Raw genomic sequence first — 26361 nt, 5'->3', positions numbered from 1 at the left:
CGTATTGGTCACTCAGTTCATTGAAATCAATTTTGATTCCGAAGAATCTGTTTTATCTAACGATAAAACGTTTTGATATTCATCAACGAGTGCCCACACAGATTGATAGGTTTAAATTGTTAAAGAGCGCTAGCGTTTTGTGATTCACATCTCAGTCGCTAGGGGTGCGTACTATACCTGCACCACTTTGAGAGTCAAGGGTTATTTTCAAACTCTTTTTCTCTACCGATTTCGCTGTGTGACTTTCGTCTCACTCCGTGTCGGTGAGGCGGCATTATAGAGAGATTGAGATGGAGCACAAGGGCTTTTTGAAATAAAAGTTTTGTTCGCCTAAAAAGCCACCAGATCCGCATTTTTCGAATAAAAACTAAACATTTGAGACGTATCACAGCAATACATTGGAAAAATGGAAGCCATGAACGTAAGATTCATGTGTCTATTTTGTTAATGGTAGATGCGTCTATTTCGTTTATTAATATGTAGTATTCCGATATGAACTCAAAAAAATCGATGTTGTTAATTGTCGCACTGGCTGTATTAGGCGGCATTGTTTTCTCTCAGGTAGATATATCGCCTGCAATTACCTTTATCCTTGGTGTCTTGGCTTCCGCTTTTGTTGTTAACTTTTCAAGCACCGACTCAAAATCAGATTCAGAACCTAAGGCTTCAACCAAAACACTTTATGTGGGTAACCTTCCATACAAAGCGAACGAATCACATGTACGTGAATTATTCTCAGAGCATGGTGAAGTATTTGCAGTACGTTTAATGAAAGATAAACGTACTGGTAAAAGAAGAGGCTTTGGATTTGTTGTTATGGCAAGTAATGATGTGAATCATGCAATCTCTGCACTTAACGATAAAGATTACATGCAACGCACTTTAAAAGTACGTGTTGCAAATGATCCTAAACATCCTGAAGCGGACGAATCTGAACTGAGCTAAACCCTAACTGCTTTAACATACTATTTAGTGCACTTTCTTTTTTAGGAAGTGCACTACAAAAAACTTCACGTACTCCCCCTTCTTTATTAACGCTTTCCAAACCCAACAAATCTTGAACCCGCTTAGCTATCGCTTTACCAGAATCTATCAGCACTACACTTTCACCTAGTACTTGTTGAATCTCTGATTTGATCAATGGGAAATGAGTACATCCTAATACAGCCACATCAATTGTGTTAATCATCGGCTGAAGGATTTGCTGTAACTCTTCAAGGCTAATCTCCTCGCCTCTGAGTTTATCTTCGGCCATATCCACCAGCCGAGTAGAACCCAACAGCTCTACTCTTTTATTACTCGAGAAGTTTTTGATGAGCTCGTGTGTGTATTCACGAGTAATCGTCGCGGGAGTCGCAATAAGGCCAACCGCTTTATTAGCCAGTAACGAAGCAGGTTTGATTGCCGGGACTACGCCGACAATAGGGATAAGGTTATTAGCGCGAAGTGTCGGCAGGACTATCGTACTGGCCGTATTACAAGCTATCACCACGATATCAATAGCGTGACTCGCCACAAAACTGGCGACGATACTTTGGACTCGCTGAATGAGGACTTGCTGATCGAGCTCACCATAAGGGTAAGCCTCGTTATCGAATACATAGATATAGTTGTGATTGGGTAGTAACTGGCTTATCTCTTTATATACAGACAGACCGCCAACTCCAGAATCAAAGACCAATATGTTTTTTTGTATGCTTTCCGACACAACCATTACCTGTAATAAGTTCCGCAGCAATGATACCCCTTCACCTAGTTTTCGCCAATCATCACTCTACATAATGCAAGCTCGGTAGCATTGATGCCCAAAGCGCTCACCCTGCTCTACATTTTCTAGCTCTATCTTAAGCTTACCTTTAAAGCATGGCGCTGACGTGACTAAGGTATGGAACTCACCATCTTCTCCACATGGGTCGACGTGACTTGGCAAACTGTCTATTAGTTCAGGCGTGTATTCTTTCCCGCAATAGCTCATGTCTAATGCATCGCTATCAACTGTGACGAGAAAGGTTTCGATTCCTCTATTTATGATTTCTTGAGCCAGAGTTTGGCTACTCTCTCCCAGTAGAGGAAATACACACTCCCAGCCCGCAGGTTCTATATAACTTCTTCGGTAGTCAGCAATACCATTGCAAAACATATCGCCGAATGCCACGGCATCAATAGATAAACCCGATCCTTTAAGCGCCGTAACAATCGTACTTTGATAGATCTCGTTACTTGGGAAGACTTCCGGCAGCTCAATCGTTATTAATGGCAAACCGAACAATGTTGCCTGCATTCCGACAACATCGATTGACGTGACTTGGAAAGGAACCTCATCACCAACATACGTAGTATAGAGAGCAACAACTTCATACTCGGTGCTTTCAAGTAGACGTTCTAGGGTTAATGTAGAGTCTTTGCCTTTATGTGCAAGCTTTATTCTATTATTAACAACAAAGGCAACCATGAACTCTTTGAGCAGAAGACTTTTAAAAAACATCCGCCCTTACAAAATCAAGTGTATGTGTCAACACTAGGTTGTATTAGTTATAATACTTGGCAATCATCATCTCTTGCTTTAACACTTTCTAAGGATGTAACTCCTATTATTTGAATAGTAACAACCAGAAAAAACACAAATAGAACTTAAAAATCACCCGAAGAAATTAACAATCTAGTTTACTCAACTTCCACATCGCAACCTGCGCATCGCAACCTGCGCATCGCAACTTGCGCATCGCAACTTGCGAAGTGGCGGAGGTACACATGCTATTAGAAAGACCTAGTGAATAAACATACTAACTTAAGCTACTGCAAGTGACGCAACCTGCTGGAATATCTGAAACAGAATATTGCCACTAACACCATACATAGTACCTTCCAATGCGCCTTGCAGCTTATCAAACGTACTTGGAGATTCTCGTTGAATCACAGTCAGCGCCTCCTTTGCCTCAACTTGGTCAACAGACTCCGTGTTAACCATATTGTTCAACTTGCTAAGCGCCTGATGTAATGCAACATTTTGACAGTTCGATTCAGCTAAAGATTTTAAAGTTACCTTTTGGTTTTCTATGTGTGCCAGTGACACGACTTTCTCTCTGTCGCACTGCATCCCAATTAGATTATGGGCTGTATGTGTTAACTGCATCTGGTCTTTTATACTGGTTCTCATAAATTCTATTTCTTGTTCTAGGCTACCTACTCTTTCTTTGTAAGTAGTATCTGCGATCATCATAAGATCCCGCGTATTACGAACTTCGATTTCCGCTATATCGAGCTTCATTTTGAGTTTATGAATCTGGAGTTTATCTTCTAGAAGATCTTCCGGTGGTATCTCTTTTGCGAGTACGAGCGTGTAATTGGTCAGAGCTTCTTCAACAATCTCTTGACAACCATCAGGTGTATCTACCGTCATTCTCACTTTTAGACCATCTTGCTCTATTTTAACTTTAGCCTCTACATCAGGGTATTTTTGCTGCAATATTTCGCTAAAGTAAGAGAGTATGCCGACTCCTGCCTGATAATGCTCTGGAGAGAACTCTAAAGAACGAACAATCGACTCCCCTGCTAATTGGTTCTCCAGTTCAATTAGTTCAGTTGAACTCAAATCTTCTGATAGTCCAAGAATCACAAGTGGTCTCTCATGATAAAGAGGAAGCAAATTTTGCTTTATGTGTTGCAGAGATTTCTCAAACTGACCTCCATTAAAATCAAGCTCGCTGCATTGCGGAGCATGAAGCCATTTAGGGATATGGTCGAACATAACTAATACAGACACGTCACAGTATTTCGCCATTTGAGCTCTTTCTGTTTCAACTAAAGCCCACTTATCAATTACATTCATACAAGCTTGATTAAAAGAGACTGCTCCATCAAAAGACACACCACTTTTGAAACGATGCTCACGCTTTTTCTTAGTCGCTACTGCTCTTTTTGCACTCGCCAGAGGTAAACTTCTAATAAATTTAGTTACAGTCACCGGGCGAACTTTTCCTCGAGGAACATCCTTAGCTTTTTCAAGTTTATCAAGCGTCTCAAGGTTAATTGAATTAACGACACTTCTAACAGAGTTAAATGCTGGTTGATTCGAACACAACACATCCCAACCGCCATTAATACTAATTGCTTTAGTTATATACATTGGACTTTCCTAAATTTTGATTGTTTGTGAGGAGTGCTTGATTTAGGGCCTAGCTTCCTCAAGTGAGAGAAAGGTACTGAAATAGCGGTTAAATCTTCTAGCCGAACATCGTTACTTAACTATCATTATCCATATCATCCCAAAAGTCAGAATCAAGCTCTTTGATTTCAACTATTCGAGCCGTTTGCATGCCTACGCTGTACTCGTAAATATATTTAGCCAACTGAATACCATCAATCAATACAAGATTGGTACTGCCATTTAACTCTTGAGCATAACGGCTAGCGTGCTCAGTAAAACGAGAAGTCGTGATAAACACACCCTTGTTTGACTGCGCAACAGCAAGTGCACCTACAAATTTCTGGATCTCTTCTCGACTGATCGAATTGTCTCTAGCGTACCTTTTCGCTTGAATGTAGATACGTCCAAAACCCAGAACATCTTCTCTGATAACTCCGTCGATCCCGCCGTCGTGACTTCCCTGAGTTACAGTAGCCGCGTTTTCAAGCTGCCCCCCATAACCCATTTTACTCAGTAGCTTAGCAACTAAATGCTCAAATTCTCGCGGTGTTTTGGAAAGGATGGTATCTAAGACCTGATCATATCTTTCAGATAGTATCTCTTGATAAGCATTTTCTAACGCTTCTGCCGGTGTTTTTCCTGCTAAGTCTTCTATCTGTTCAGAAGAAACGCTAGCACTTTCACTATTTCTTTCAAGCCTACGCTGAGCTACCTTATCTTTCACATACGGGTAGATATCGTTGGTTTTATCTAAAAAAGAACGTCCAACGTCAGTGATTTGATATACACCTCGTGACGGTCTCTCTAGTAAGCCTCCTGTGGTTAACCCACTTAGTGCCCAACTAATTCGGTCTAAAAAGATCTTACCATTACCAGACTCATATTCGATCTGAACTTCTTCTTCTGACACATTCATAGCATTAGCTAAAGGGGCTTCAATAACACGCCACTTTTGAGCACCATGCTCATCAAAATACGACAGAGCAAATGGCATGATTTCATTAAATTTAGGTAAACTCATAATAATCCTTTAAAACCCACCAATAAACGTATCGACAAACCCTTTGAACTTCTCAGTCAACCGGCCAACAATCTTTTTACGTTGCAATATCGTAGGCTTGGTTTGTAGCGTTCCTGCAAAGTCATCACGTAGTGGCATCTCTTCGCTAAGCTCATAACGGTTAACCAAGATTTCTAGCTTATCAGTATCTAGGTTTTCTTCTGTTGCCATGCTCTCTAAAGCTTCACGTTTCTCTTTTTCCCAGAAGAATTCAAACTCTTCTTCAACATCAGCGTGAGCGGGAATTCCATCAAGATGGTCATTCATGAACTTCTCGATTAGAGCTTTCTTACTGAGTAACGTAGGGTCAGAAGCAATCAAGTTTGCGATAACCTGGCGCTTACGCTCTTTCTCGTCCGTGCTCTCTTCTTCATGCAGTTCACGTAGTAAATGAAGAATGTAGCCAACATTGACTTCATCACGGTGCATCAACTCAAGTTCAAAATCGACGTCATCAAGTATTGATACTTTCTCTTTGGTTGAGTTCTCACGTAACTGGCGATTTAAGTCGGCATATTTACTGGTGAAGTCCTGAAACTCTTGCTCGCTCATTGCGGTCGAGTCCATATCGAAATCAGCGAAATTACACAGCATATTTTTAAGACGCATCAACTCTCGGAACTGCCTAACAAACAGAGCCTGAGCCTCTTCATCAGGAAGATCATCAACTGAATCAACTGTTGGCGTAATTGTCATTAACGCTTCATAAGCTTTATCAAAGTCTGCTAACAGATCTTCAAATGGCGGTATAACAATAGATTCATTCGGCTGTTTGTTAGAGAACAACTTAAATGCATCATCTGCTGCTTTCTTCAGGTTGCGGAAACAGACCACATTACCGTGAGATTTAGTTTCATCTAACAAGCGGTTAGTTCGCGAGAATGCTTGAATGAGTCCGTGACTCTTTAGGTTCTTATCGACATATAACGTATTAAGTTTTGGAGCGTCAAAACCCGTTAAGAACATGTTTACGACAAGAAGAATATCGATCTCTTTGGCTTTCACTCGCTTAGAGATGTTCTTGTAATAGTTATAGAAAGACTCGCTATCTTTGGTCGTATAGCTTGTGCCGAACATCTTGTTGTAGTCGCCGATGAAAGACTCAAGCTTATCTCGACTGTGCAGTTTTACTGCGTCTCCGTCATTCAAATATTTTGCGGCGGCTTCTTGAATCTCTACTGCATCATCATTGCCTAGCTCGTACTCTTCCTCTTCATTGGCTTCATAGCTAAAGATGGTCGCCACTTTGAGGTTATGCCTACCTTCCGCTTTCTTCTTTGCAAGTAGTTCATAGTATTGGACTAGCTCTGGCACACCAGATACACAGAACATCGCGTTGTAGTCGCGGCTGTGCGTCTTTCTTCGGTGATGAGCAATAATGTAGTCGGTAATCTTATCAAGGCGCGCAGGAGAGCTTAGAAGCTCTTTAGTGTCTATATCTTCAACTTCAATATCAAGATTGTTGTTCGAACCATCTTTGTACTGATAACGACCCACATACTCAATGGCAAACTTCAAAACGTTGTTGTCACGAATTGCATCAACAATCACATAAGGGTGTAAACATTCACCAAAAAGGTCTTTTGTGGTTTTCTTAATGGACTTTTTAGCCACTGCGTTTTTGGCAAAGATTGGCGTCCCCGTAAAACCAAACAGCTGAGCCCCCTTGAAGAACTCTGTGATGTTCTGGTGCGTATCACCAAACTGGCTGCGGTGACACTCATCGAAGATAAAAACAATACGTTTATCTTGTAGCGCTTCCATCTCATTTAGGTAACGCTTTTTAGTCACCACATTATTGAGCTTTTGCAGTGTCGTAACGACAAGTTTGCTGTTGCGGTTTTCGTTAATCTTTTTGCCTTTAATTGGCTTATCGATTAACTGGTGAAATAGCATATTGGTATTGTCTGTACTATCTACACAACCTTTGGCAAAGGCATTAAATTCTAACGCTGTTTGGTAATCGAGGTCTTTACGGTCAACAACAAAAACGACTTTATCGACTTCACTTAATGAAGTCATAATCTGCGCAGCTTTAAAAGAGGTCAGCGTTTTACCAGAACCCGTGGTGTGCCATATGTAACCGTTCAAGTCTGTAGTTTTGACTTGCTTAATGATCTCTTCCACCGCATAGAACTGATACGGGCGCAGCACCATTAAGAACTTACCTGTCTCATTCAAAACTATGTATTTCGTCAACATCGCTGTTAGGTGCGACGTTGTTAGGAACGCACTAGCGAAGCTCGGAAGCTGGCTAATTCTCTTGTTATCAAAATCCGTCCAGTCAAACGTCTGTTTCGCTGACATTTCACTATTGTTAGAGAAATACTGGGTGTTCACCCCATTAGAGATGACAAACAACTGAATATAATTAAACAGACCGTGGTTGGCATGATAGGAATGCTTTTGGTAGCGCTTAACTTGATTAAACGCCTCTTTTAACTCAATACCACGGCGTTTAAGCTCAATTTGAATAAGAGGAAAACCATTCACCAATACCGTCACGTCATAACGGTTGGTATAGATACCCTTCACTGTAATTTGCTGGGCAACCTGAAACTTGTTTTTACTGGCATCATCAAACAACAACGTAAGGTGCCGGCTATCACCATCATCCAAAGTAACATCTAGCTGGTCGCGTAATGTCTTCGCCTTGGTGAAGATATTGCCTTTCTCTAGCTTACCCAGTACCTGACGAAACTCTGTGTCTGAAAGCGTACATTCATTCACTTTCTCAAGTTGAGCTTTTAGGTTTGCTTCAAGCGCAGCATTGTCTTTAAGCGCAATAACCTCAAAGCCTTGAGTGCAAAGCTGAGCAATTAAGTTATCTTCTAATTGTTGTTCTGATTGATAAGCCATGTGACGATTTACTTTCCTTGAGTGCCTTTATGTAAAGCCCTAACTGATAGGGCTATGCATATAGAAGTTACACAAACATCTGTTGAAGTAAGCCTTTCTTAAATTGTTTGGTTTGTTCTATTTGTTCTACAACGCCTTCGATTTTGGTATCAATAGACTGTAAGAATTGAGCGATTTTCTTTTGCTCATCTAAAATGGGAACAGTCAGTTTGATATCATCAAAAAATTCCTTAACGCTCACGTTGAGCAATCCATGATTTCTAGCACCCTCTTGGGCAATTTTAGCTATTTCTCTGTTTAGCATTCCTGCATCAAAAAACTGCTCGAAGTATGCTTCACTGAACTTAGCTTTAGGTCTAAAGCAGATGTAAAGAGTAGAAACTACACCTTTCTCATAGCGCTTAAGAGGCTTAATTGCCCCCATGGGGTAGCCTTGCGAATAACTTTTGTTATAAGCAAAATCACCTTTATGTAAAAGGTAATAGCCCGAAACATCCTTAGCCGCTACTGACTTATTGAAGTATTCGAGCTGACTGATTAACCCCTTTTGAGCAGAAATGGTTAGGACGTTTTCGTTATTCTCTTTATTTTTTGTGGTGACTCTCGTAAATACGTCACCAAAACATTTCTCTTCCCACTCAGGAAACGCATTGCCTTCATCACCTTTAAAGCGGGTTTTCTTACTAAAGACCTGCTGCATCACACCTTTTTTATATTCTTTAAGTAGACGATGTTTTTCGGTTAGTTGGCTGATTTTAGTATCGACGGAAGTTAAGAAGTCAGCGATTTTTTGTTGTTCATCTTCATCCGTCGGCAATTTAACTTTATAAGGCGATAAAAATTCAATATTTATATTTTTTTGAGCCGCCTGAGGCGCAAGGTAGTCAATTCTAGGTTGCTCCCTATTCAAATAGATATTAAGAAACCGATTATGTGTTCCTTTTTTACAGCTAATACCAACAAGACTATCAGGACAAGCCATTGCTTTCGTTAATAGACCACAGTAGCCAATATTGGCAGCTATCGTCATTAAAATGGTCCCTTCTGGAAATAATTTACTTACCTTTAATCCTTTATCATTAAGGGTTTGAGAATAAGTACTGATGCACCCTCCTGATGAACTAACGTCCTTAGTCTGAGCAAAAGGAATATCGCCCCCATAGAATTGAGGGTCATTCCTAGGGCGCGGTGAAAATCGGCCTCTCTCAATCTTTGCTACTTTTGATAAGGGATACTCTACCCAATCCTTACCTTCAAATTCAGAAAATCTAATCTGAGGCTGCACTACCTGCTTAGGCATTTTTCTTGTCCTCAAACGGTACATTTATTCCTAACTCTAGGCAGAATTCAGATATCGACTCATCACTCTGTAGCATCGCTTTATCATTGCTAATTAGTAACTTTGATACTTCCTCTAAGTTGACTGCAACTTCTTCTTCAAAAGTATCTACATACCTTGGAATATTAAGGTTGTAATCGTTCTCTTTTAATTCTTCAGGTGTTGCAACAAAGGCGAACTTATCGATCAACTGACGTTTAGATACAGCATCAAGAATAAGTTGTAAGTCTTCTTCACGCATAACGTTGTTGTTAGTACCTTTCTCAAAATGGTTGCTGGCATCAATAAACAACACGTCATCGTCTGCTTTACGACTCTTTTTCAACACCAACACACAAGTTGGAATAGAGGTGCCAAAGAAGATATTGGCAGGTAGACCAATCACCATATCGAGATAGTTTTTCTCCTTGATAAGGTGCTGGCGAATATGCCCTTCAGCAGCGCCACGGAACAATACACCGTGAGGTAGAACTACAGCCATCTTGCCATCATCATCTAATTGATGAACCATGTGCTGAACAAAAGCAAAATCCGCTTTTGATTTAGGTGCAAGTTTTCCATAATCAGAAAAACGCTCATTGTTTTGGTGTAGAGGGCTTGCAGACCAATCAGCAGAGAATGGAGGGTTAGCTACTACCGCACTAAAACGTTGTTCGATATGTGCTGGCGCTTCTAACGTATCGTCATTTTGAATATCGAAACGATTGTAGTGAACGTCGTGCATGATCATGTTCATACGAGCTAGGTTATAAGTACTTGGGTTTTGCTCTTGCCCGTAGAATTTTAAGTCTGGGTTGTTGGCCTCTTTAGCAACACGCAATAGCAATGAACCAGAACCACACGTTGGGTCATATACAGACTTTAGATTCGGGTTATCAAGTGTCACAAGCTTAGCTAGTAGCTTAGAAACCATTTGCGGCGTATAAAACTCACCAGCTTTTTTACCCGCACCACTGGCGAACATGCCAATGAGATATTCGTAAGCATCACCAAGAATATCAATTTCACTGTTTTCTAAGTGGAAATCGATGTTATCTAGGTGCTCAAGCACTTTAGCAATTAGTTTGTTACGAGCATCTGGCGTTTTACCTAGCTTGTTTGAGGTAAGGTCGAGTTCATCAAACAGACCATTAAAGTCATCAGCACTGTCAGCACCCATGGTGCTTTGTTCTATGTCATTCAAAACATCGCGTACATCATCAAGAATGAACTCACCGTTAGCACCAGCTTTCGCAACCACATGGAACAGCTCTGATGGTTTGAAGAAATAGCCTAGCTTGTCTAGCGCTTCTTCTTGAACAGCTTCTAGGTACTCTTGGCCTTCTTCGCTCTTTTCATCGATTTGAGCGAACTGAATACCATCTTCTGAAAGTAGTTCATCAGCATATCGATTCAGCTTATCTGATAAATACTTGTAGAAGATTAGGCCAAGGATGTAATCACGAAAATCATCGGCAGACATGTTGCCACGAAGGGTGTTGGCGATGTTCCAAAGCTGTTTCTTTAGTTCTTGTTGATGCTGTTCGACCATTTAGGGAAACTCTAATTTGATTGTTGAAATTGAACTCTAAGGTGATCCCACATCTCTCGACCAGTAAGCTGGTCGGTGGATCCTGTAGGAGATCTTACATAAAACGTATTTTCTTTACCTAAAAAACAAGGTTGATTTGCTCGACTGCATTTTACCACCAAGACTGGTGATTCTTTGATTACTTCAAGGTCAATTTGAATAAATGTATAGAAACTCTCTCCTATCAGAGACTTCACCTTATTCTTGAAATGAAGTAAAAACTTATCCGCAGAGCCACTGTGAAACATTGAAAACTCCTCTTCTAGCCCAGTGATTTTCTGATCATCATCTACTCCAACGAAAAGTACCCCTCCACTAGAATTTAAAAAACCTGCTATCGTTTTCAAAGAAGATATTTCTAACTTTAACTCCTTGACTGGTTTATAGGCCTTATTGTTTTTACATTGCCTAACATCCAATGAAAAAGTTTCTTTGAACTCTGTTGTTGAGTTTTCACCCACCCGTATTAGCTGTAACAATTGCTCTTGATAGTTTGCCTCTTCAACATACTGAGCGGTGGTATCTAACCGAATTAGCAATTCTTTAGAGAACGTAGGTTTAAAGATGATATCTTCTTTATATTCAGCAAGCTTTTCCAAAATGGCACTCAAAGCTTGATTGGACTCAACACATGCCTTCTGAACTTCTAAAGGAGGAACTGAGGCTATCAAATTGCTCTTTAGAGACTCTAAGTTGAAAGTTTTCATAGCACCTCCTACCTTAGCAGCACAATCTATCAGAATCATTTGACCGACTTCAGAACGGAAAAACAGCTCTAGATACAATGAGTCGACTCTATTTCTGTTAAAGACGAAAACACAGTCACCATCTTTTGCCTCTTCCATAGAATTAGCATTTACCTTAACTGTCTTCCCAACCGTTTTAGAGATTACAAGTGTGTTATCTAAATCTTGGTTATCCGAATCTTTTCTATAACGAAAAGAATGGAGAGTATATGGAAGCAATAAACAAGCTTCATACTCCTGTAACTGCTCCTTGAGCCCTCGTAAGTAAACAGATTGAGGTGAAGCATCAACATATCGAGATATATTGAGGTTGTAACCTTGGTCTGCAATATCTGACATAGAAGCTAAATGGGAAAATTGGTCTATATTCTCCCGCTTTGAAACTACGTTAAGGATTCTCTGCAAGTCCTCTTCACGAAGATAATTGGCATCTTTTCCTTTCTCAAAATACTGACTCGCATCAACAAAAAGCACGTTGTCGCCGAGTTTTCTGCTTTTCTTGAAAACCAGAATACACACAGGAATACCCGTTCCGAGAACGATATTGGAAGGCAAACCAATCACCATATCCAAGTAGTTCTTATCCTTTATCAGGAATTGACGAATATAACCTTCGGCTGCAGTTCTAAATAATACGCCATGAGGCATAACTACAGCCATTGTACCGTTCTCATTCAGTTGGTAGAGCATATGTTGAATAAATGCGTAATCTGCTTTAGCTTTCGGTGCTAGTTTTCCAGGCTCTACAAACCGTGGGTCCGAAATATCGAGAGAAGTAGGTAACCAGTTCATCGAAAATGGAGGGTTAGCAACAATAACATCAAAACGGCGGTCTAAATGCTGTGGGGCGTGTAAAGTATCATCGTTTTGAATATCAAAGCACCTATAATCAAACCCATGCATAATCATATTCATACGCGCTAAATTATATGTGCTAGGGTTTTGCTCTTGCCCGTAACACCTGACATCGATATTTTTTGATTCTTGAGCCGCTTGAATGAGTAACGAACCAGAGCCACAAGTCGGGTCATAGACCGTATCTATATTGTCATTTCCTACAGTTGCTAGCCTAGCGACTAATTTTGATAACATCTGAGGCGTATAGAACTCACCAGCTTTTTTTCCTGAACCTGCGGCAAACATCCCGATCAAATATTCGTAAGCATCACCTAAAACATCATAATCATTAATTTCGAAATTAATGTTGCCTATATGCCCAAGAGTTAAAGATATCAGTTCATTACGAGCCTTTTCTGACCGACCCAAACGGATGGATGTAAGGTCTAAACCATCAAACAAACCACAAAAGTCTTCTTCACTGACGGTCCCGACAGTGCTCTTTTCTATGTCACGTAGAGCCTGATGAACGTCGTCAAGAATAAAGTCACCTTTAGTGCCTGCTTCTGCTAGTACATGAAACAGTTGAGAAGGCTTGCAAAAATAACCCAATTTATGACGCGCTTCTTCACGAACTTCCTCTAGATACTCCCTTCCATCTTCACTTTTCTCATCGATTTGAGCAAAATGAAGCCCATCTTCCGAAAGGAAATCATTAGCGTAATCATTTATTTTATCTGACAGATATTTATAAAAAATCAATCCTAAAATGTAGTCACGAAATTCATCTTCACGCACGTAACCACGTAAGTGATTCGCTATCTGCCATACTTGTCGGGTTAATTCTTGTTGAGATTGTTCAATCATGAGAGTTCAGTTACATATAGTTTAGTTAGCGGTATTGTAACTGAAATAAGCATTGTACTAGAGTGCATAGATCATTTTTAAACTACGGAGCGGCTAGAAAGGCTGAGATTACGCGCTGCTTAAAAGCTCCCAATCGAAGTTCATCGAGTGTACTAAGAGATCCGGTTGAGTTAAATCCGGTGCTGATAGCGCTACTCCAAACCAACTTTGAGTTCACTTTTGCTCGTTCTTCTAAAAGACCATGACCAGTTAGGCAAGTACGTTGAGATCCTAACTCAAACTCTATCAATCTCTCTATTTTTGCAAACATACAAGAGTCAGGAATGTCTTGTTCAATCCGCTCAGAAAACTCTATCAGGCTTTGCTCTGCAAAAGTAAATAGCCACGCTTGTTGGTTTGCGGCCTCATTGACTCTAAGGATGCGTCCAAGGACCTGTCGAAAATACAGCTCGGTTTTAACAGAGCTCATATGGCAACAAACTTGAAGCCGAGGGATATCAGTTCCTTCGCTGATCATCCCTACGCTGACAATCCATTGAACATCACTTTGACGATAACGTTCTATTTCAGTTAAAGGCTCTTCATGACGGTAAGTAACTATTGAGACTGTTTGATCGTACTTTTGAACGAGTATCTTCTGAATTGATTTCGCATGCTGAACGGATGAAGCAACAACTAAACCTCCTGCGCCTGGCGATTGGGTGCGGATTTCTGTGAGCTTTTTACAACCGAGCCCAAGTAGGTACTCCATAGCTTCTTGGTTATGTATGACACTTTGATATGAAGTTTTTGTTTGCTTTAGCATTTCTAAGATTGAAGAAAACGATTCAACTTTCTCATCACTGGTCACTGAAAGGTGTTCGTTATCAACCAACACCAACTTTGGAGATCGGCAAACCTTATCGACAATTGCTTGCTTTAAGGTGTATTGATAATCAACGAGGATTTGACCTTCAGGGTCACTATATTCAGACATTACTATTGGTAGAGAGTCTGAACGCCATGGAGTACCTGACATAGCAAGTGTGTAGGTCGCGAGCCCTTGAATCTTAGTAAGTACTTGCTGGCCCCAAACGTTCGCATTTTCAAGTTCAGACCCAGAGCAATGGTGGATCTCATCAAATACAACAAATACTCGATGGTTACGTAACGCCTTCCAAAAATCATCATTAAGGAATTGAATAGATTGATATGTTAACGACTGCCCAATAGAGCCTAATCCGCCATTAAAAGTGCAATTCAGAACCTGAGAAAAGGTTCTTTTAATTCCATCAGAAACCGTTAAAGATGGAGAAAAGCACAATACAAGATCAACCAGACCTTCGTTAAGCAACCTTGATGCAACTGTTGCAGCGAGCACAGTTTTACCAGCGCCAGGAGTTGCTTGGCAGAAGAAGTGCTGTTGATTTTCCCTAAATTTCTGTAACGCTTTCTCAGAACATTCTACCTGCCACTGTCTTAACACGGTTGGTCGCTCTCAGATAGAGTTTTAAGAACATTCTCTAGCCCATTCATCTTCCCAAGCAAGTGTGCTGAACGTTCTCTTGCTTGCTGTAACAGTGGAACTAACCGACTCTCAAGTTCAGGGAAGCGACATTTTAATGAATGGTATTCATCTATTTCACCAAGCACGATCTCCAATTCACCTTTGTATTCGTTGCTCTCTCGGAATAGCACAGAGTAATCCGACGTAGATTGCTTTACCGAAATTTCACGTTCAGATTTTCTCCGAGGCACAACTTCAAGTTCTATAAATTGTTCGGTTTGAAAATACCTTTTGTTCCTTCCTTCACCCTCGCTTCGAAGCCAACCCCTTTGTTGATATTGCCATATTTGGCGATAAACCTTCTTCCGAGCTTCATCAAGATTCTGTGTTCCACATCCATCATTTAATGAGACGTCCCTTGCCTCTATAACAGAAAAGCCATCCATTCTTTTTTCAATCAACAACTTGTGCATTAATGCACTGATTTTTATAGAACGTTTCATGTACCAGTTATACCAATCAAAATACTAAGGATTGCTTAGTATACAGAAATCAGTAAAACTAAGAAAATCTTAGTCACATAGAGCCAATTAGTATGAATCATAAATGTCGATCGACAACCCTATTCCAATGCGGCTCAAAGAGGTACGCAAAAAAGCAAAGATCTCCCAAAAAGAATTGGGAGTGCGCATTGGTATCGATGAAAGTTCGGCTAGTGCGCGAATGAATCAGTACGAGAAAGGAAAGCATACACCGGATATCAGTACATTGAAGAAAATGGCTGACGAGCTGGGTGTGCCTTTAAGCTATTTCTTTTGCGAAGACGAGTGTTCTGCGAAGCTTGTTTGCTTGATTGCAGAAATGAGTGACAATGATAAAAGAGAGCTAATTGAAAAAATGGAAAGATCCAAACCAGTTGAAGAATGAATCTATAATCTCTTTCCATTCTGTTAGAAATACCAAAACACTTTTAGCTTTAGAGCAACTAAGTGTTTTCTTCTCTAGGCTCCAAGAGCTGTCTCAAGCCCTGCCGGCCAACGTTAGGCATTTCAGATGCATTTAAGAAAATTCGCTCAAGCGTTTCCAATTGCAAATTGCGCTCCTTTGTCAACTGTCTCACTTGAGCTTCCAGGCGCTCCACCTTATGAATCAGAGCTGCCTGATCTTTATCGACCAAATCCGAACGCGTCGTGACGATGCCTCTTAACTCTTTCTTTTTTAAATCATATTCTTTTTTTATGCTGATATAACTTGAAAGAGACTGTCTTGATATATAAAAGCCGCACTCACGCTTGATGACTTCCACTAATCTCTGCCATGTCAATTTGCTCTCCCACAGAGTAATGACACGACAAATATCATTTATTTGTTTGTTAGTTAAAGCTTCGTTTATATTTTTTTTCATAAATCAAACTCATCGAATAAGCGCTGTAACCCTGTCTCTTTTTTTGGCTGAACAACGACAGATGAATCTATCATCTCTTGTAATTTACGAGATGGATTACTTAAAGTAACCTCCCTTAATACGCGATTTTTATTCTTCAAATCAATGACAGAAAATCCTAGACTAGAACCTAACGGTCGGATTAACGAACCATCAGGTATCTCATCATCTTGCATCAAATCGATCAGAGCTTTATATCTCTCGACTTTTGAAAAATGGAGCTTAAACCAACGTTGTGAGATTAGGTTTATCGACAAGTTCTTATTCAAGGACGAGTCTGATAACCTTGCCTCTTGTATCAATAAATCCTTCTGCATTTTTATCAATGAAGATTGATCTCCCTTGCAATAGGCACTCTTAGAACACCCGATACAATTTTCCTCAAAATCATTAAAGAATGTACACGGGCTCTCCGTTAAGCTCTGAAGGCAAAGGCCGACTCCAGTATCTGCAGCAGCTCGCCCAACCAAATTAGTATACTCAGCAGCAGTTATTACGTTAACTTCAAATGACGGACCACCATGTAAGTCAACAATCTGAGCATGCCGTTCTTCTTCTGTTTGATGGTTATAAACTGCATTTGATGTGACATTTTTACGCCCAGAAAACTCCGCAATAATCTCATCAGACAACCCAACCTCTTGGCACATGGTATTCATGAAATGACGCGGTTGATGGGCTGTCATAGAGAAGCTTTCATCGTAACCGGACTTCGTAAAGTACTCATGCAAAAGATAATTATACATTGAGCTCAGGTTATACGGCTCGATCATAAAAACACTATTCGACAGAGACTTCCCTGAAGATGAATAAACCTGAGCTCCCGTAAAAACAAAAAGAGCTTGAGCTAAATGCACAGAATTACCATTAAGATGCTGACGATAAGGAAACTGCGGAACAACCCTCTTAACGTACCTAATAAAAGAACTTTGTAGTTGCTGCAGTGTTTGAGTGCCTCGCAACTCAACTGGAAGAGCCTTATCTATAGCAGTATTAGAGCTTGGATACTTACCTAGCTTTCTTTGCAAAAAAGATAACTTTTCTTCTAAGTTCAATATCCGATTTGGATCCATATGATAAGGAAAACCTTCAATATTTTGAATTTTCAACCTATTTCCTTGCTCAAACCTCTCATAAAACCCAAGTATTCCTCCAAGTTCCCATAAAGTCGTTGCTCGCTCTAAACATACAGGTTTACCCTTAACACTGTATTTACCTATGATTACTTTCAAGGGCGCTTGGGGGGCTTCAAAGAATCGGCACAAAATTCTTGCTGGCTCACATGCTTTATTGAAGAAGTTTAACGTTCTTCTCAACATTGGAGCCATTTGATTAAACATGTGTTTTTGCCAATTTGAAAATCCTTTTGAACCTTGCCAATCCAACATATATACAGTTGTCTTTACCCCATCTCCCCCTTTAACAGGCTTTGATTTTAGCTCCTGATTAGCTAGATACAGCTGCTCAGCGGCTGCTCGGTTTGGTGATGAAAAGCTGATAGAAAGCATTCCAGCAACAAACTGCCTTCTGATATCTGTATAGCAATCAATCGCCCCTTTTTCGTTCGGTATTATCTCGTTAAAGATTCGTCCCGCTGCCAATACAGATTTTTTGTCTGGCAATCGACTTTTACTACGACTAACCGCATTTTCTATATTTTCCTTATAGTTCACATTAGGAAGTCTAAGACTTGGGGTGCAATGTTGTTCCTTTATCATCCACTCGAAACACCCTTTCATCATTGATTTGAATTTATCTGAGAGTTTGGAAACTTTCTCAAGATTAAACAAGTCTCCAACCAGCTTGGTGCTTATGTCAGAAACTAATAATTTTTCATTCTCTAGGAATGAAAGTATAAATCGAAAAGTAACAATCCAATTAATGTTCGATTTAGGCTGACTTTCCCTCATCCCAAACTGCAATGCGACTGCCTTTAAATAATTCGAGTAATATTCAGACAAGTAATCATCATCACTAAATTTACTTGTTCGAGAAATTCGTTGGTCACCTATTTTTAAGGTATTAACAAATACAACAGCTAGATTCTCGAACACAAAGTATCTTCCCTCCCACTCAATAGCTCCATGCCGATCTTTCATAAACGTCAGAGGGATAGCTTTCTTCTGAGAGATAAAGTCTCGAATGTTACTTTCAAAACGGTTGATCATAATATATCCCCAATAGAAGCCTTAACGTCTTCGCATGCTTGTATAGTAGCCTTGATCGCTAAAATTCGATGGAATAAGGCCGACAGCACCTTAGCTGGAACCCCTTGTTCTATTTGAGCATCATATCTTGCTTGTACGGATAAAAGCTGAGACAAGTGGTCTGCATCAACAAGAGGACGAAAAGAAGGACAACCATAACAACCAGTGGGGGGAGCCTTTTCACATGTGAGACAAACCTTTAACTCTGCGCTTTTACCTAACTGGCCACTTTCACTTTCAATTGCAATCTCATTGTTATCTATCGAAGACGTAATGTTTCCACTAAATGCATCAGCTAAAAAAGTATAATTAGATAAGTGAGAATCAATTTTCGCTCGAATCTCATCCGCCATGTCAATGTAAACTGAAGCTGCCTTAGGAGTATTACCTAGTGAAACAGCTATCTCATTTCGAGATAATCCATCTACTACCATTTTTACTGCTCGTGTATGCCTCAGACGATTATTACCCAAGGAAAAGGAACCTTGTGGAGCACGATCACTGCCTACATTGAGTAGTTTAAAAAACCGCCTAACCCTACCCTCTAAAGCTTCCGATACATATACAAAGCCCTTACCATCTGTTGAAAACGATTCTATAAGGGTCCGGTTATCATAAATATATTCTTTAAAGTCAGTGCTATACAATGCTGTTGTTGGAATTAAAGGCAAACATGAAAATACTTGACTGAATTCCTCCTTAGACAAAGAATATCCTTGTCGCTCAAAGAGCTCTCTCATAAATTTTTGGTATTTTGAAAGGTAATTGGATAACTCAAATAGAAATCGGCCAGTAATCCTAATCGAACTGATTTCAAAACTACGCCTAAACAGATCTTCGTGCTGTTTTGCCGACGGTACTCTAACTGAAATTTCCGACTCACTAACTTCATCATTTATCCTCACAGGCATAGTGACTCTCAGTTCTTCACCATCAATAAAGTCATCGACTCTAAGTTCAAAATCACCTACTTTTAATAAAACAACTTGCGCTAAGCGCTTTTGATAGAGCTGTTGAAATCGAGCTGTAATAAATACTGAGAGTTCAGATACTTGTGAATCCGAATGAAAAATAGCACTTGAATACTCATTCATTTTTATAGCGAAATCTGTAAACTCGTAATCAGTAAGAGCACCTTTGTCAGGGTCAAAAACCTTACGCGAATCATTACCAAAAGACTTATCTTTTAAGATCGTTAATAGTGGCTCATACTTATTATCAAAAGCAGCTAGCCTTTCTATTATCTTCTTAACTCGCTTCTTATAACTTAACGGTAAATTGAAGAAAGCCGACTCAACATCCCCTACTCTTAGACTACTTGCATTCAATTTCTTGATAGCTACGATTTTCCCCCTCACCGTAGATATCTTTCCGTAGGTGGCTTCTTGAGCTAAGCAATATCTGATAGCTAAGTTATCATCTACGTTAAGAAATAACTGATCTACCCAGCTCAATGAGGTATGACGACCTATAGCTAGTTCCCAAGAATTATCAAACATATTGAACGGCACGTTTTCGTAGGATGTAAACTCAGCTTTTCTTGCATATTCCCTTTTTAAATCTTCTAGATTGATTGCGAGAGAATGATTAAGAGTCATGGCTAGTTACCGACAATAGTTTTTCTTGCAATTGATACTGATATCCTTGTGCTTTTTTGATGATTTTATATCTGTTGTATAGGGCTGGCATCTGGCTATTTTCCGACCATCCCATTTGATACTTACGCACTTTCTCAAGGTAATCAGGTGAAACACTCTCATCCCCATCTTTGATATCATCTAATAATTCATTCCATTTGTGTCTAAGTTTATGAGGCGTAACTTGAAAACCAATGACCTCTGACAACCTTCTCAAAATATAATTCACAGACGAAATTGATAACGGATCCCCACTTTCTCCTTGTGTTGCCATCTCTGAGATAAAAACGAACTCGTGACGTTCTGCGCCAATATATGTTTTCCGTTTGTTTGCAATGTAACTTTTCAACTCCAACATCGTTTCTTTATCTACATATGCGGTGTGTTCTCGAGTCTTCTGGCTAGGTTTATCTTTCCTTGGGTCAGTCAAATCATTAGGTGTTCTTCGTACATAAATTTTTGTACATGTACCTGTGAAATCACAATCTGATATTTTCAACTTTAGAATTGCTCCCTTTCTCTCACCGACTTGAGCTAGGAGAAGAACTATCAACGCATTACGCCACTGAGAGTGCTTAAAAGGATTACTGGGATGATTTGGTTGAATGATATCTAATAGTTTGTAGAAAGCCTTATCTGGAATGACGGATATTTCAGGATCACCATTCAATGTCCGAAGCTCCGTATCACGCCGAATACCAAGCAACATGACCGACTTCATATCAGAAAAGCGTTTTTCGATATAAGTTGGTACGTGCCCAGTACTGTGGTGCTCTAGGTATAAATACTCTAGAAAAGCAAGAGACCTGCGAATGCGATTATTTGTCGTTGGAGGGACTACAATCGACGAAACCGTCTTAGTGGAATGAATAAGGTTATTAATCGCCTTGTTTGATAACCGGAAAGAAGCAACTTCTTTATGATCAGTTATGCCTTTGAAAGTAAACTTCGTACTTTGAGTAAAGCGTCTAACTTCTTCTGCCTGCAGCATCTCACCTGTAGATATTCGTTGTTCAATATCAATACCCTCATGATCTAACCATTCAAAGAAAAATCTTAAATCATGTGCGACTGATATTTGAGTGTTGATAGCGTCATTTCCGTAACTTTGATACAGATGATTACAAAGGGAGTAATCTGGAAGGTAACTACTATTAACAAGGGATACTCGGGTTTTCCCCCCTATTTGATATATGTGGAGTTTTACTTGCATAATCTGCCTTTACAAAAAAGTTTACACACATTAACTACTAGTACAGTTAGCCAGTAAAAACCAGTTAATGATATTAACTATCACAAAATGATTAAGGCATTGATACTTAAGAGTTTAATGAAAATAATGTATTTACAGATTAAAGATTACACTTAATTGCCTGACGACCAACTTATGACGACTTTCTTTTTCATTGATATACCCAATAAGAAAAAACCGCCCGAAGGCGGTTTAGGTGATAATTAGAATTGGTAAGTAGCATTCACGTAATATGTACGCTCTGGTGATGGGTATCCACCAGCAGTCTCGTACTCTTCGTCAGTTAAGTTATCCACTCGACCATTTAAAGTAAGGTTTTCATTCGCATAGTAGTTCACTGAAACATCAAACAAGCTATACGCTGCGAGATCTTCAGAGAAGTCCGGTCTCTCACCTACATATTGGAAACCTAATGAAACATCAACATCATCGAAACTAGCCACTGCATTATACTTGTAAATCTTCTTAGCTCGGCGTATCAGTTGCTCACCAGATTGATCTTCTGGGTCTTGGAAATTAGCGCTCACTTGGTGGTTAATAAAGCTAGTATCAAATCCAACGACCATTTCCACACCACGTAATTGGCTTTCGCCATCGGTATTGTAGTACTTGCTTGTCGCGTAGTTGTAATCAATTAAGTCTTCGACGTTCGTGTCATAGCCAGTAATCGACCAATCAACATCCTTGATTAAGCCACCAAAAGTCAGTTCAAATGAATCTGCCTTTTCAGCTTCTAACTGTGCATTACCGTAGTAGCTATATAGTTGATACAAGTTAGGTGCTTTGAAGGATGTGCCATAAGCTGCTTTTACAACAAGCCACTCAGCATAACGATAGCCTAACCCTGTGTTGTAAGTAGTTTCTGTACCAAACTGCTCATTGTCATCAACACGAAGACTCAGTTCTCCGAACACTTTATCCGCATCTGCGTTTAATGCAGCGAAGTACGCAACATTCGTTCTGTCGTATTCAGTATTCGAAGGCTTAACAATATAAGCCTCATCACGCCAATCTACACCACCACTAAGAGTCAGTGACGACGTTAGTTTGTATGAATTCACCCATTGAACATTTAGCTGTTCAAGCTCATCAGATGTTGCTGACGCTGAGTTCTTGCCTAAAGACTGTTCGTAGTTCCAGTTATCTTGATTCTGATAGTTAACTAAGAAATCAGACTTAAGTTCACTGCCACTATATTTAACACCAGTAGCAAAGGTCGAATTTTGAACTTCAGCTTCTTTGTAAGAATGGACTGGGTTACCGGTATTAAAATCAACATACGAACCATCATATTGAGAAATGGTTTCAAACATGCGGAAGTTCGCAAAGCCACTCCACTGTTGGTCGAAGTTATGTACGTACCCAATCAAAGCATTACGTGATTCAAACCCATGACGGTCGCCATCGTTTACTCCGGGCATGGGGTGAACGTTATAGCCTTCATCAGAATCGTAACCAACAGATACGTTCAAGTGACCATTTTCACCGACCTTAGTACCACTAACAAAGCTCAGCTCTTGGTAATCTAAGCTTCCTAAACCTGCACTAACTGCCGTTTTTTCATTGTCAGAGTTTGCAACAGTAATAATGTTGATAACACCGCCGATAGCTTCTGAGCCATACATAGCGGCACGAGCTCCTCGAACGTATTCCACTCGGTCAACGAATGTAATTGGTAACTGGCTAAAATCGACACCACCCTTTGCAGCTCGCGCAAAACGAATACCATCAATGAGAACAAGCACTTGATCAGAGTTAGCACCACGAACAAAGATCGAAGCTTGCTGTCCTCGGCCTCCATTTTGTGAAACCTGAATACCCGTCAATCGTCTAAACACATCTGTTAGAGACTTAGCTTGAATTCGATCGATATCTTGGCGTGTTACTACTTCAACTTGAGCGACAACACTTTCCGTGCTTTGCTCAAAACGGTTAGCCGTAACCACCATGGTTTCGTCGGCAGATGCTTGTTGGGCGTGTAAATTGGAGATAGGTGAAAGCAGCGATGCTACAGCAACCGCTAAAAGGGATTTGTTCATGTTGTGATCCTAAATCGCGTAAATTCCTACCAAACCACATGTCATGGTTTAGCCGCTGGCAGGTATTCGGACTCAAGAGCACAACCTTATGGTTACCTGATATTCGACTTCCCACAAAAAGCTATTTGCAGTGTCTTATGAATACTCGTTCTCTTTTACCGCTGCGCGTCAGTTCTGGATTTACACCAGATTCCCTCTTCAGCCATCTATACATCTAAATGACACCAGCTTGCCGAAGATAGTATTGACCTATGAATCATTTGTCTAGTCTAAGATAGTTATAAGCTATAGTTTTCATGGTCGATTTACATTGAATGGCTCTCAACACTGGACAAGCGCCTGTGATTGAATAAAATCTGCGCTCTTGATTTAAAAGCACGACAGCAAAAGGCATAACAATGGCGAATTTAGATGTAAACCCGCAACGCTACCAAGAACAACTGGCAGAAAAGACAGAGCGTCTTACAGAAATGTTCTCAGAATATGATGTGCCTGAACTGGAAGTGTATGAATCTCCAGAACAACACTACCGCATGCGTGCTGAGTTCCGCGTGTGGCATGAAGGTGACGATATGTATTACGTCATGTTCAATCAAGAGACTAAAGAAAAATACCGCGTAGACCAGTTCCCTGCAGCTAGCCGTCTTATCAATGACCTAATGCCTCTATTAACAGATGCAATGAAGGACAACCACTCTCTACGCCATAAGCTATTCCAAGTAGATTTCCTTTCTACATTAAGCGGCGAGATTTTGGTGTCACTGCTTTACCATCGCCAATTAGGTGAACAGTGGATTCAAGATGCTAAAGCACTTAAGCAGCAATTAAACGATGAAGGTTTTAACCTAAACCTGATTGGCCGTGCGCGTAAGATGAAAATCGTACTAGACCGCGACTACGTCATTGAAAAGCTAGACGTGAATGGTGACAGCTACATCTACCAACAAGTAGAAAACAGCTTTACTCAACCAAACGGCAAAGTAGCAGAGAAAATGTTGGAATGGGCTGTCGACTGTACTCAAGACAGCAAAGGCGACTTGCTTGAGCTTTACTGTGGTAACGGTAACTTCTCATTAGCGCTAGCACAAAACTTCGAGCGTGTACTGGCAACTGAACTGGCGAAACCGTCAGTAGAATCTGCGCAATACAACATCGCTGCGAACAACATTGAAAATGTTCAGATCATCCGTATGTCTGCAGAAGATTTTACTGTAGCAATGGAAGGCAAGCGTGAGTTCCGTCGTCTACAGCAAGCGAACATCGATCTTAAGAGCTACAACTGCAACACTATCTTTGTTGATCCACCGCGTTCAGGCATGGATGTTGATACTTGTAAGATGGTTCAAGGCTACGAGCGTATCATGTACATCTCTTGTAACCCTGAAACATTGAAAGAGAACCTAGACATCCTAAGCGAAACGCACGACATCACTCGTTTTGCTCTGTTTGACCAGTTCCCTTACACGCACCACATGGAAGCAGGTGTGCTATTAGAACTTAAAAAATAAATAGTTACATAAATTCCACTACCTGAAAATCAACTCTGGGTACGGCTTGGGGTACGGCACTAGCTATGATGGTGCAATTTCGTATCCCAACCAAAAACCATTAACACTAATGATTTTCATTATCAACTGATCGTATTTACTTCTAATCTAATATATTTCAAACACATATCACTTCTATGTATCCACCAACATAGGAGTTCATCATGCCCACCTCGATTATTCAATTAATTTCAATTGTACGCTTTCATCCGACACCAGATGCCCAAGCTACTCATACAATCAACTCACCTTAAAGCCTAGCGTGAAGAGCTTCGTCTCTTGCTATCAACCGAGTGAGAGTGACTTGTTCCAACATCGTTATACCGTCACCTCTATTTTGCTCCACTTCGCTAAAGGTGTGCACGATGAGTAAATCTACTCATGTGAGCACTCGCCAGCATATGGTATTAGCACTTGAGTTATACAAGCGCATACCGTATTGGCACAAAGTCACGGCCTCTGAGCTCAAAGCACAGCTTCAGGAGATAGGTATTGATAGAGATATTCGAACGATTCAACGTAACCTTGATGTGTTACTTGAGTATTTTGATATTGACCGAGATACTCGTGACAAACCTTATGGGTACCAACGAAAGCAAGCCAAATCTCTTGTTGGCTCTGGTACTCAAGAAGCACTACTGTTGTGTCTGGCTGAGTCTCACATACATTATTTAATCCCTTCTCATATATCTCATACTCTTCAGTCGTTATTTGAAGATGCTAACTACCGATTAGAATCCTTAGCTCAGGACTCAAAAGAGTCTCAATGGTTACGAAAAATCGATTTATTCGGCACTTATGAACTAAGGCGTAATATCTGCCCTGATGCTTACGCAGCTATCAGTCAAGGGTTCTACCACAATCGTTGGTTAAACTTGCACTATTACTCTGAAGAGGGGCAACACAGAAAAGATGTCATGCCATTAGGTCTTGTACAACAAAGTAATACATTGATATTGGTGTACCGCCAGAAGGGAAATAAAGACGCTACTTTTGTTGATGTCAGCCATATTCACAAGGTCACACTATCAACCTTCACGTTTGCTTACCCACAAGATTTTGACTTACAACACTCAGCATCGGGATACACCAATACAGAGTATGAGCGTTATACACTCGAATTCACTATTACTAAACAAGCTGGTGAACATCTCTACCAAACACCACTTTCCAACGACCAACGTATCTCTGAGTTCGATACATATTTACACATCACTGTTACGGTTTCTAATACACCACCGTTAGTGGCATGGCTAGAAGCACATAAAACCCACATCACCTTTGTAGAACAACAACCTATACCGCCGTCAGTCCCCCCCCCCCC

General features: G+C 40.3%; 19 protein-coding genes and 1 riboswitch. Of the genes, 4 read left to right on the top strand and 15 right to left on the bottom strand.

Translation table 11 applies throughout. The features are described 5' to 3' along the window. Positions 1-492: 492 nt before the first annotated feature. Positions 493-945, top strand: a complete 453-nt coding sequence (locus AB4517_RS08940; RefSeq protein ID WP_017061054.1) for an RNA-binding protein — start codon at positions 493-495, stop codon at positions 943-945. On the opposite strand, the gene murI is transcribed toward AB4517_RS08940, so the two are convergent. The 10 genes from murI to AB4517_RS08890 form a co-directional block, all read right to left on the bottom strand. After that, the gene (murI, locus tag AB4517_RS08935; protein ID WP_017061053.1) at positions 908-1714 is read right to left on the bottom strand and encodes a glutamate racemase; all 807 of its coding nucleotides are present in this window, start codon (positions 1712-1714) and stop codon (positions 908-910) included. The genes AB4517_RS08940 and murI overlap by 38 nt on opposite strands. Before the next feature lie 60 nt (positions 1715-1774). Further along, positions 1775-2452, bottom strand: coding sequence for an ATPase (locus tag AB4517_RS08930; RefSeq protein ID WP_372148225.1), 678 nt, complete (start codon positions 2450-2452; stop codon positions 1775-1777). A gap of 336 nt (positions 2453-2788) precedes the next feature. Then, positions 2789-4126: a hypothetical protein gene (locus AB4517_RS08925; RefSeq protein WP_372148224.1), complete on the bottom strand. Its 1338-nt coding sequence runs from the start codon at positions 4124-4126 to the stop codon at positions 2789-2791. 115 nt (positions 4127-4241) lie between these two features. Then, positions 4242-5168, bottom strand: coding sequence for a restriction endonuclease (locus tag AB4517_RS08920; protein WP_372148223.1), 927 nt, complete (start codon positions 5166-5168; stop codon positions 4242-4244). A gap of 9 nt (positions 5169-5177) precedes the next feature. Beyond that, positions 5178-8066: a type I restriction endonuclease subunit R gene (locus AB4517_RS08915; RefSeq protein WP_102361312.1), complete on the bottom strand. Its 2889-nt coding sequence runs from the start codon at positions 8064-8066 to the stop codon at positions 5178-5180. Positions 8067-8133: 67 nt separating this feature from the next. Continuing rightward, on the bottom strand, positions 8134-9366 hold the full coding sequence (locus tag AB4517_RS08910) for a restriction endonuclease subunit S (RefSeq protein ID WP_102361313.1): 1233 nt from the start codon (positions 9364-9366) through the stop codon (positions 8134-8136). Further along, positions 9359-10936, bottom strand: coding sequence for a type I restriction-modification system subunit M (locus tag AB4517_RS08905; RefSeq protein WP_102361314.1), 1578 nt, complete (start codon positions 10934-10936; stop codon positions 9359-9361). The genes AB4517_RS08910 and AB4517_RS08905 overlap by 8 nt, the downstream gene beginning before the upstream one ends. Positions 10937-10947: 11 nt before the next feature. After that, positions 10948-13425 carry a type I restriction-modification system subunit M gene (locus AB4517_RS08900; protein ID WP_372148222.1) on the bottom strand — a complete coding sequence of 826 codons (2478 nt, stop codon included), beginning with the start codon at positions 13423-13425 and terminating at the stop codon, positions 10948-10950. A gap of 82 nt (positions 13426-13507) precedes the next feature. Then, entirely contained in the window at positions 13508-14890 is a 1383-nt protein-coding gene (locus AB4517_RS08895) for a DEAD/DEAH box helicase (RefSeq protein ID WP_372148221.1), read from the bottom strand. Next, on the bottom strand, positions 14884-15414 hold the full coding sequence (locus AB4517_RS08890; protein WP_372148220.1) for a hypothetical protein: 531 nt from the start codon (positions 15412-15414) through the stop codon (positions 14884-14886). Before AB4517_RS08890 ends, AB4517_RS08895 begins: the two co-directional genes overlap by 7 nt. A gap of 103 nt (positions 15415-15517) precedes the next feature. Here AB4517_RS08890 and AB4517_RS08885 point away from each other — a divergent pair, with 103 nt between their 5' ends. Next, complete coding sequence (locus AB4517_RS08885; RefSeq protein ID WP_372148219.1) at positions 15518-15838, top strand: helix-turn-helix domain-containing protein; 321 nt, start codon at positions 15518-15520, stop codon at positions 15836-15838. 58 nt (positions 15839-15896) lie between these two features. Here AB4517_RS08885 and AB4517_RS08880 read toward each other — a convergent pair whose 3' ends face one another. The 5 genes from AB4517_RS08880 to btuB form a co-directional block, all read right to left on the bottom strand. Further along, positions 15897-16316, bottom strand: a complete 420-nt coding sequence (locus AB4517_RS08880) for a hypothetical protein (RefSeq protein WP_123953391.1) — start codon at positions 16314-16316, stop codon at positions 15897-15899. Then, complete coding sequence (locus AB4517_RS08875; RefSeq protein ID WP_372148218.1) at positions 16313-18523, bottom strand: hypothetical protein; 2211 nt, start codon at positions 18521-18523, stop codon at positions 16313-16315. Before AB4517_RS08875 ends, AB4517_RS08880 begins: the two co-directional genes overlap by 4 nt. Continuing rightward, a complete protein-coding gene (locus AB4517_RS08870) occupies positions 18520-20160 on the bottom strand; it encodes a hypothetical protein (protein WP_123953387.1) in 1641 nt (546 codons plus the stop codon). Before AB4517_RS08870 ends, AB4517_RS08875 begins: the two co-directional genes overlap by 4 nt. Continuing rightward, positions 20150-21412, bottom strand: coding sequence for a tyrosine-type recombinase/integrase (locus tag AB4517_RS08865; RefSeq protein WP_372148217.1), 1263 nt, complete (start codon positions 21410-21412; stop codon positions 20150-20152). Before AB4517_RS08865 ends, AB4517_RS08870 begins: the two co-directional genes overlap by 11 nt. Before the next feature lie 242 nt (positions 21413-21654). Next, entirely contained in the window at positions 21655-23490 is a 1836-nt protein-coding gene (gene btuB, locus AB4517_RS08860) for a TonB-dependent vitamin B12 receptor (protein WP_372148216.1), read from the bottom strand. Positions 23491-23529: 39 nt separating this feature from the next. Continuing rightward, positions 23530-23734, bottom strand: a riboswitch (cobalamin riboswitch). Between the two features lie 154 nt (positions 23735-23888). On the opposite strand from btuB, the gene trmA reads away from it, so the two are divergent. Both trmA and AB4517_RS08850 read left to right on the top strand, forming a co-directional pair. After that, the gene (gene trmA / locus AB4517_RS08855) at positions 23889-24998 is read left to right on the top strand and encodes a tRNA (uridine(54)-C5)-methyltransferase TrmA (protein ID WP_372083444.1); all 1110 of its coding nucleotides are present in this window, start codon (positions 23889-23891) and stop codon (positions 24996-24998) included. 404 nt (positions 24999-25402) lie between these two features. Further along, positions 25403-26361, top strand: a 959-nt coding sequence (locus AB4517_RS08850; RefSeq protein ID WP_372148215.1) for a helix-turn-helix transcriptional regulator, incomplete at its 3' end; no start/stop codon positions are given.

Origin of the sequence: Vibrio sp. 10N.222.52.C3 (assembly GCF_041474195.1) — a bacterium.
Classification (GTDB): domain Bacteria; phylum Pseudomonadota; class Gammaproteobacteria; order Enterobacterales; family Vibrionaceae; genus Vibrio; species Vibrio crassostreae_C.
This window is presented reverse-complemented; position numbering and strand designations above follow the sequence as displayed.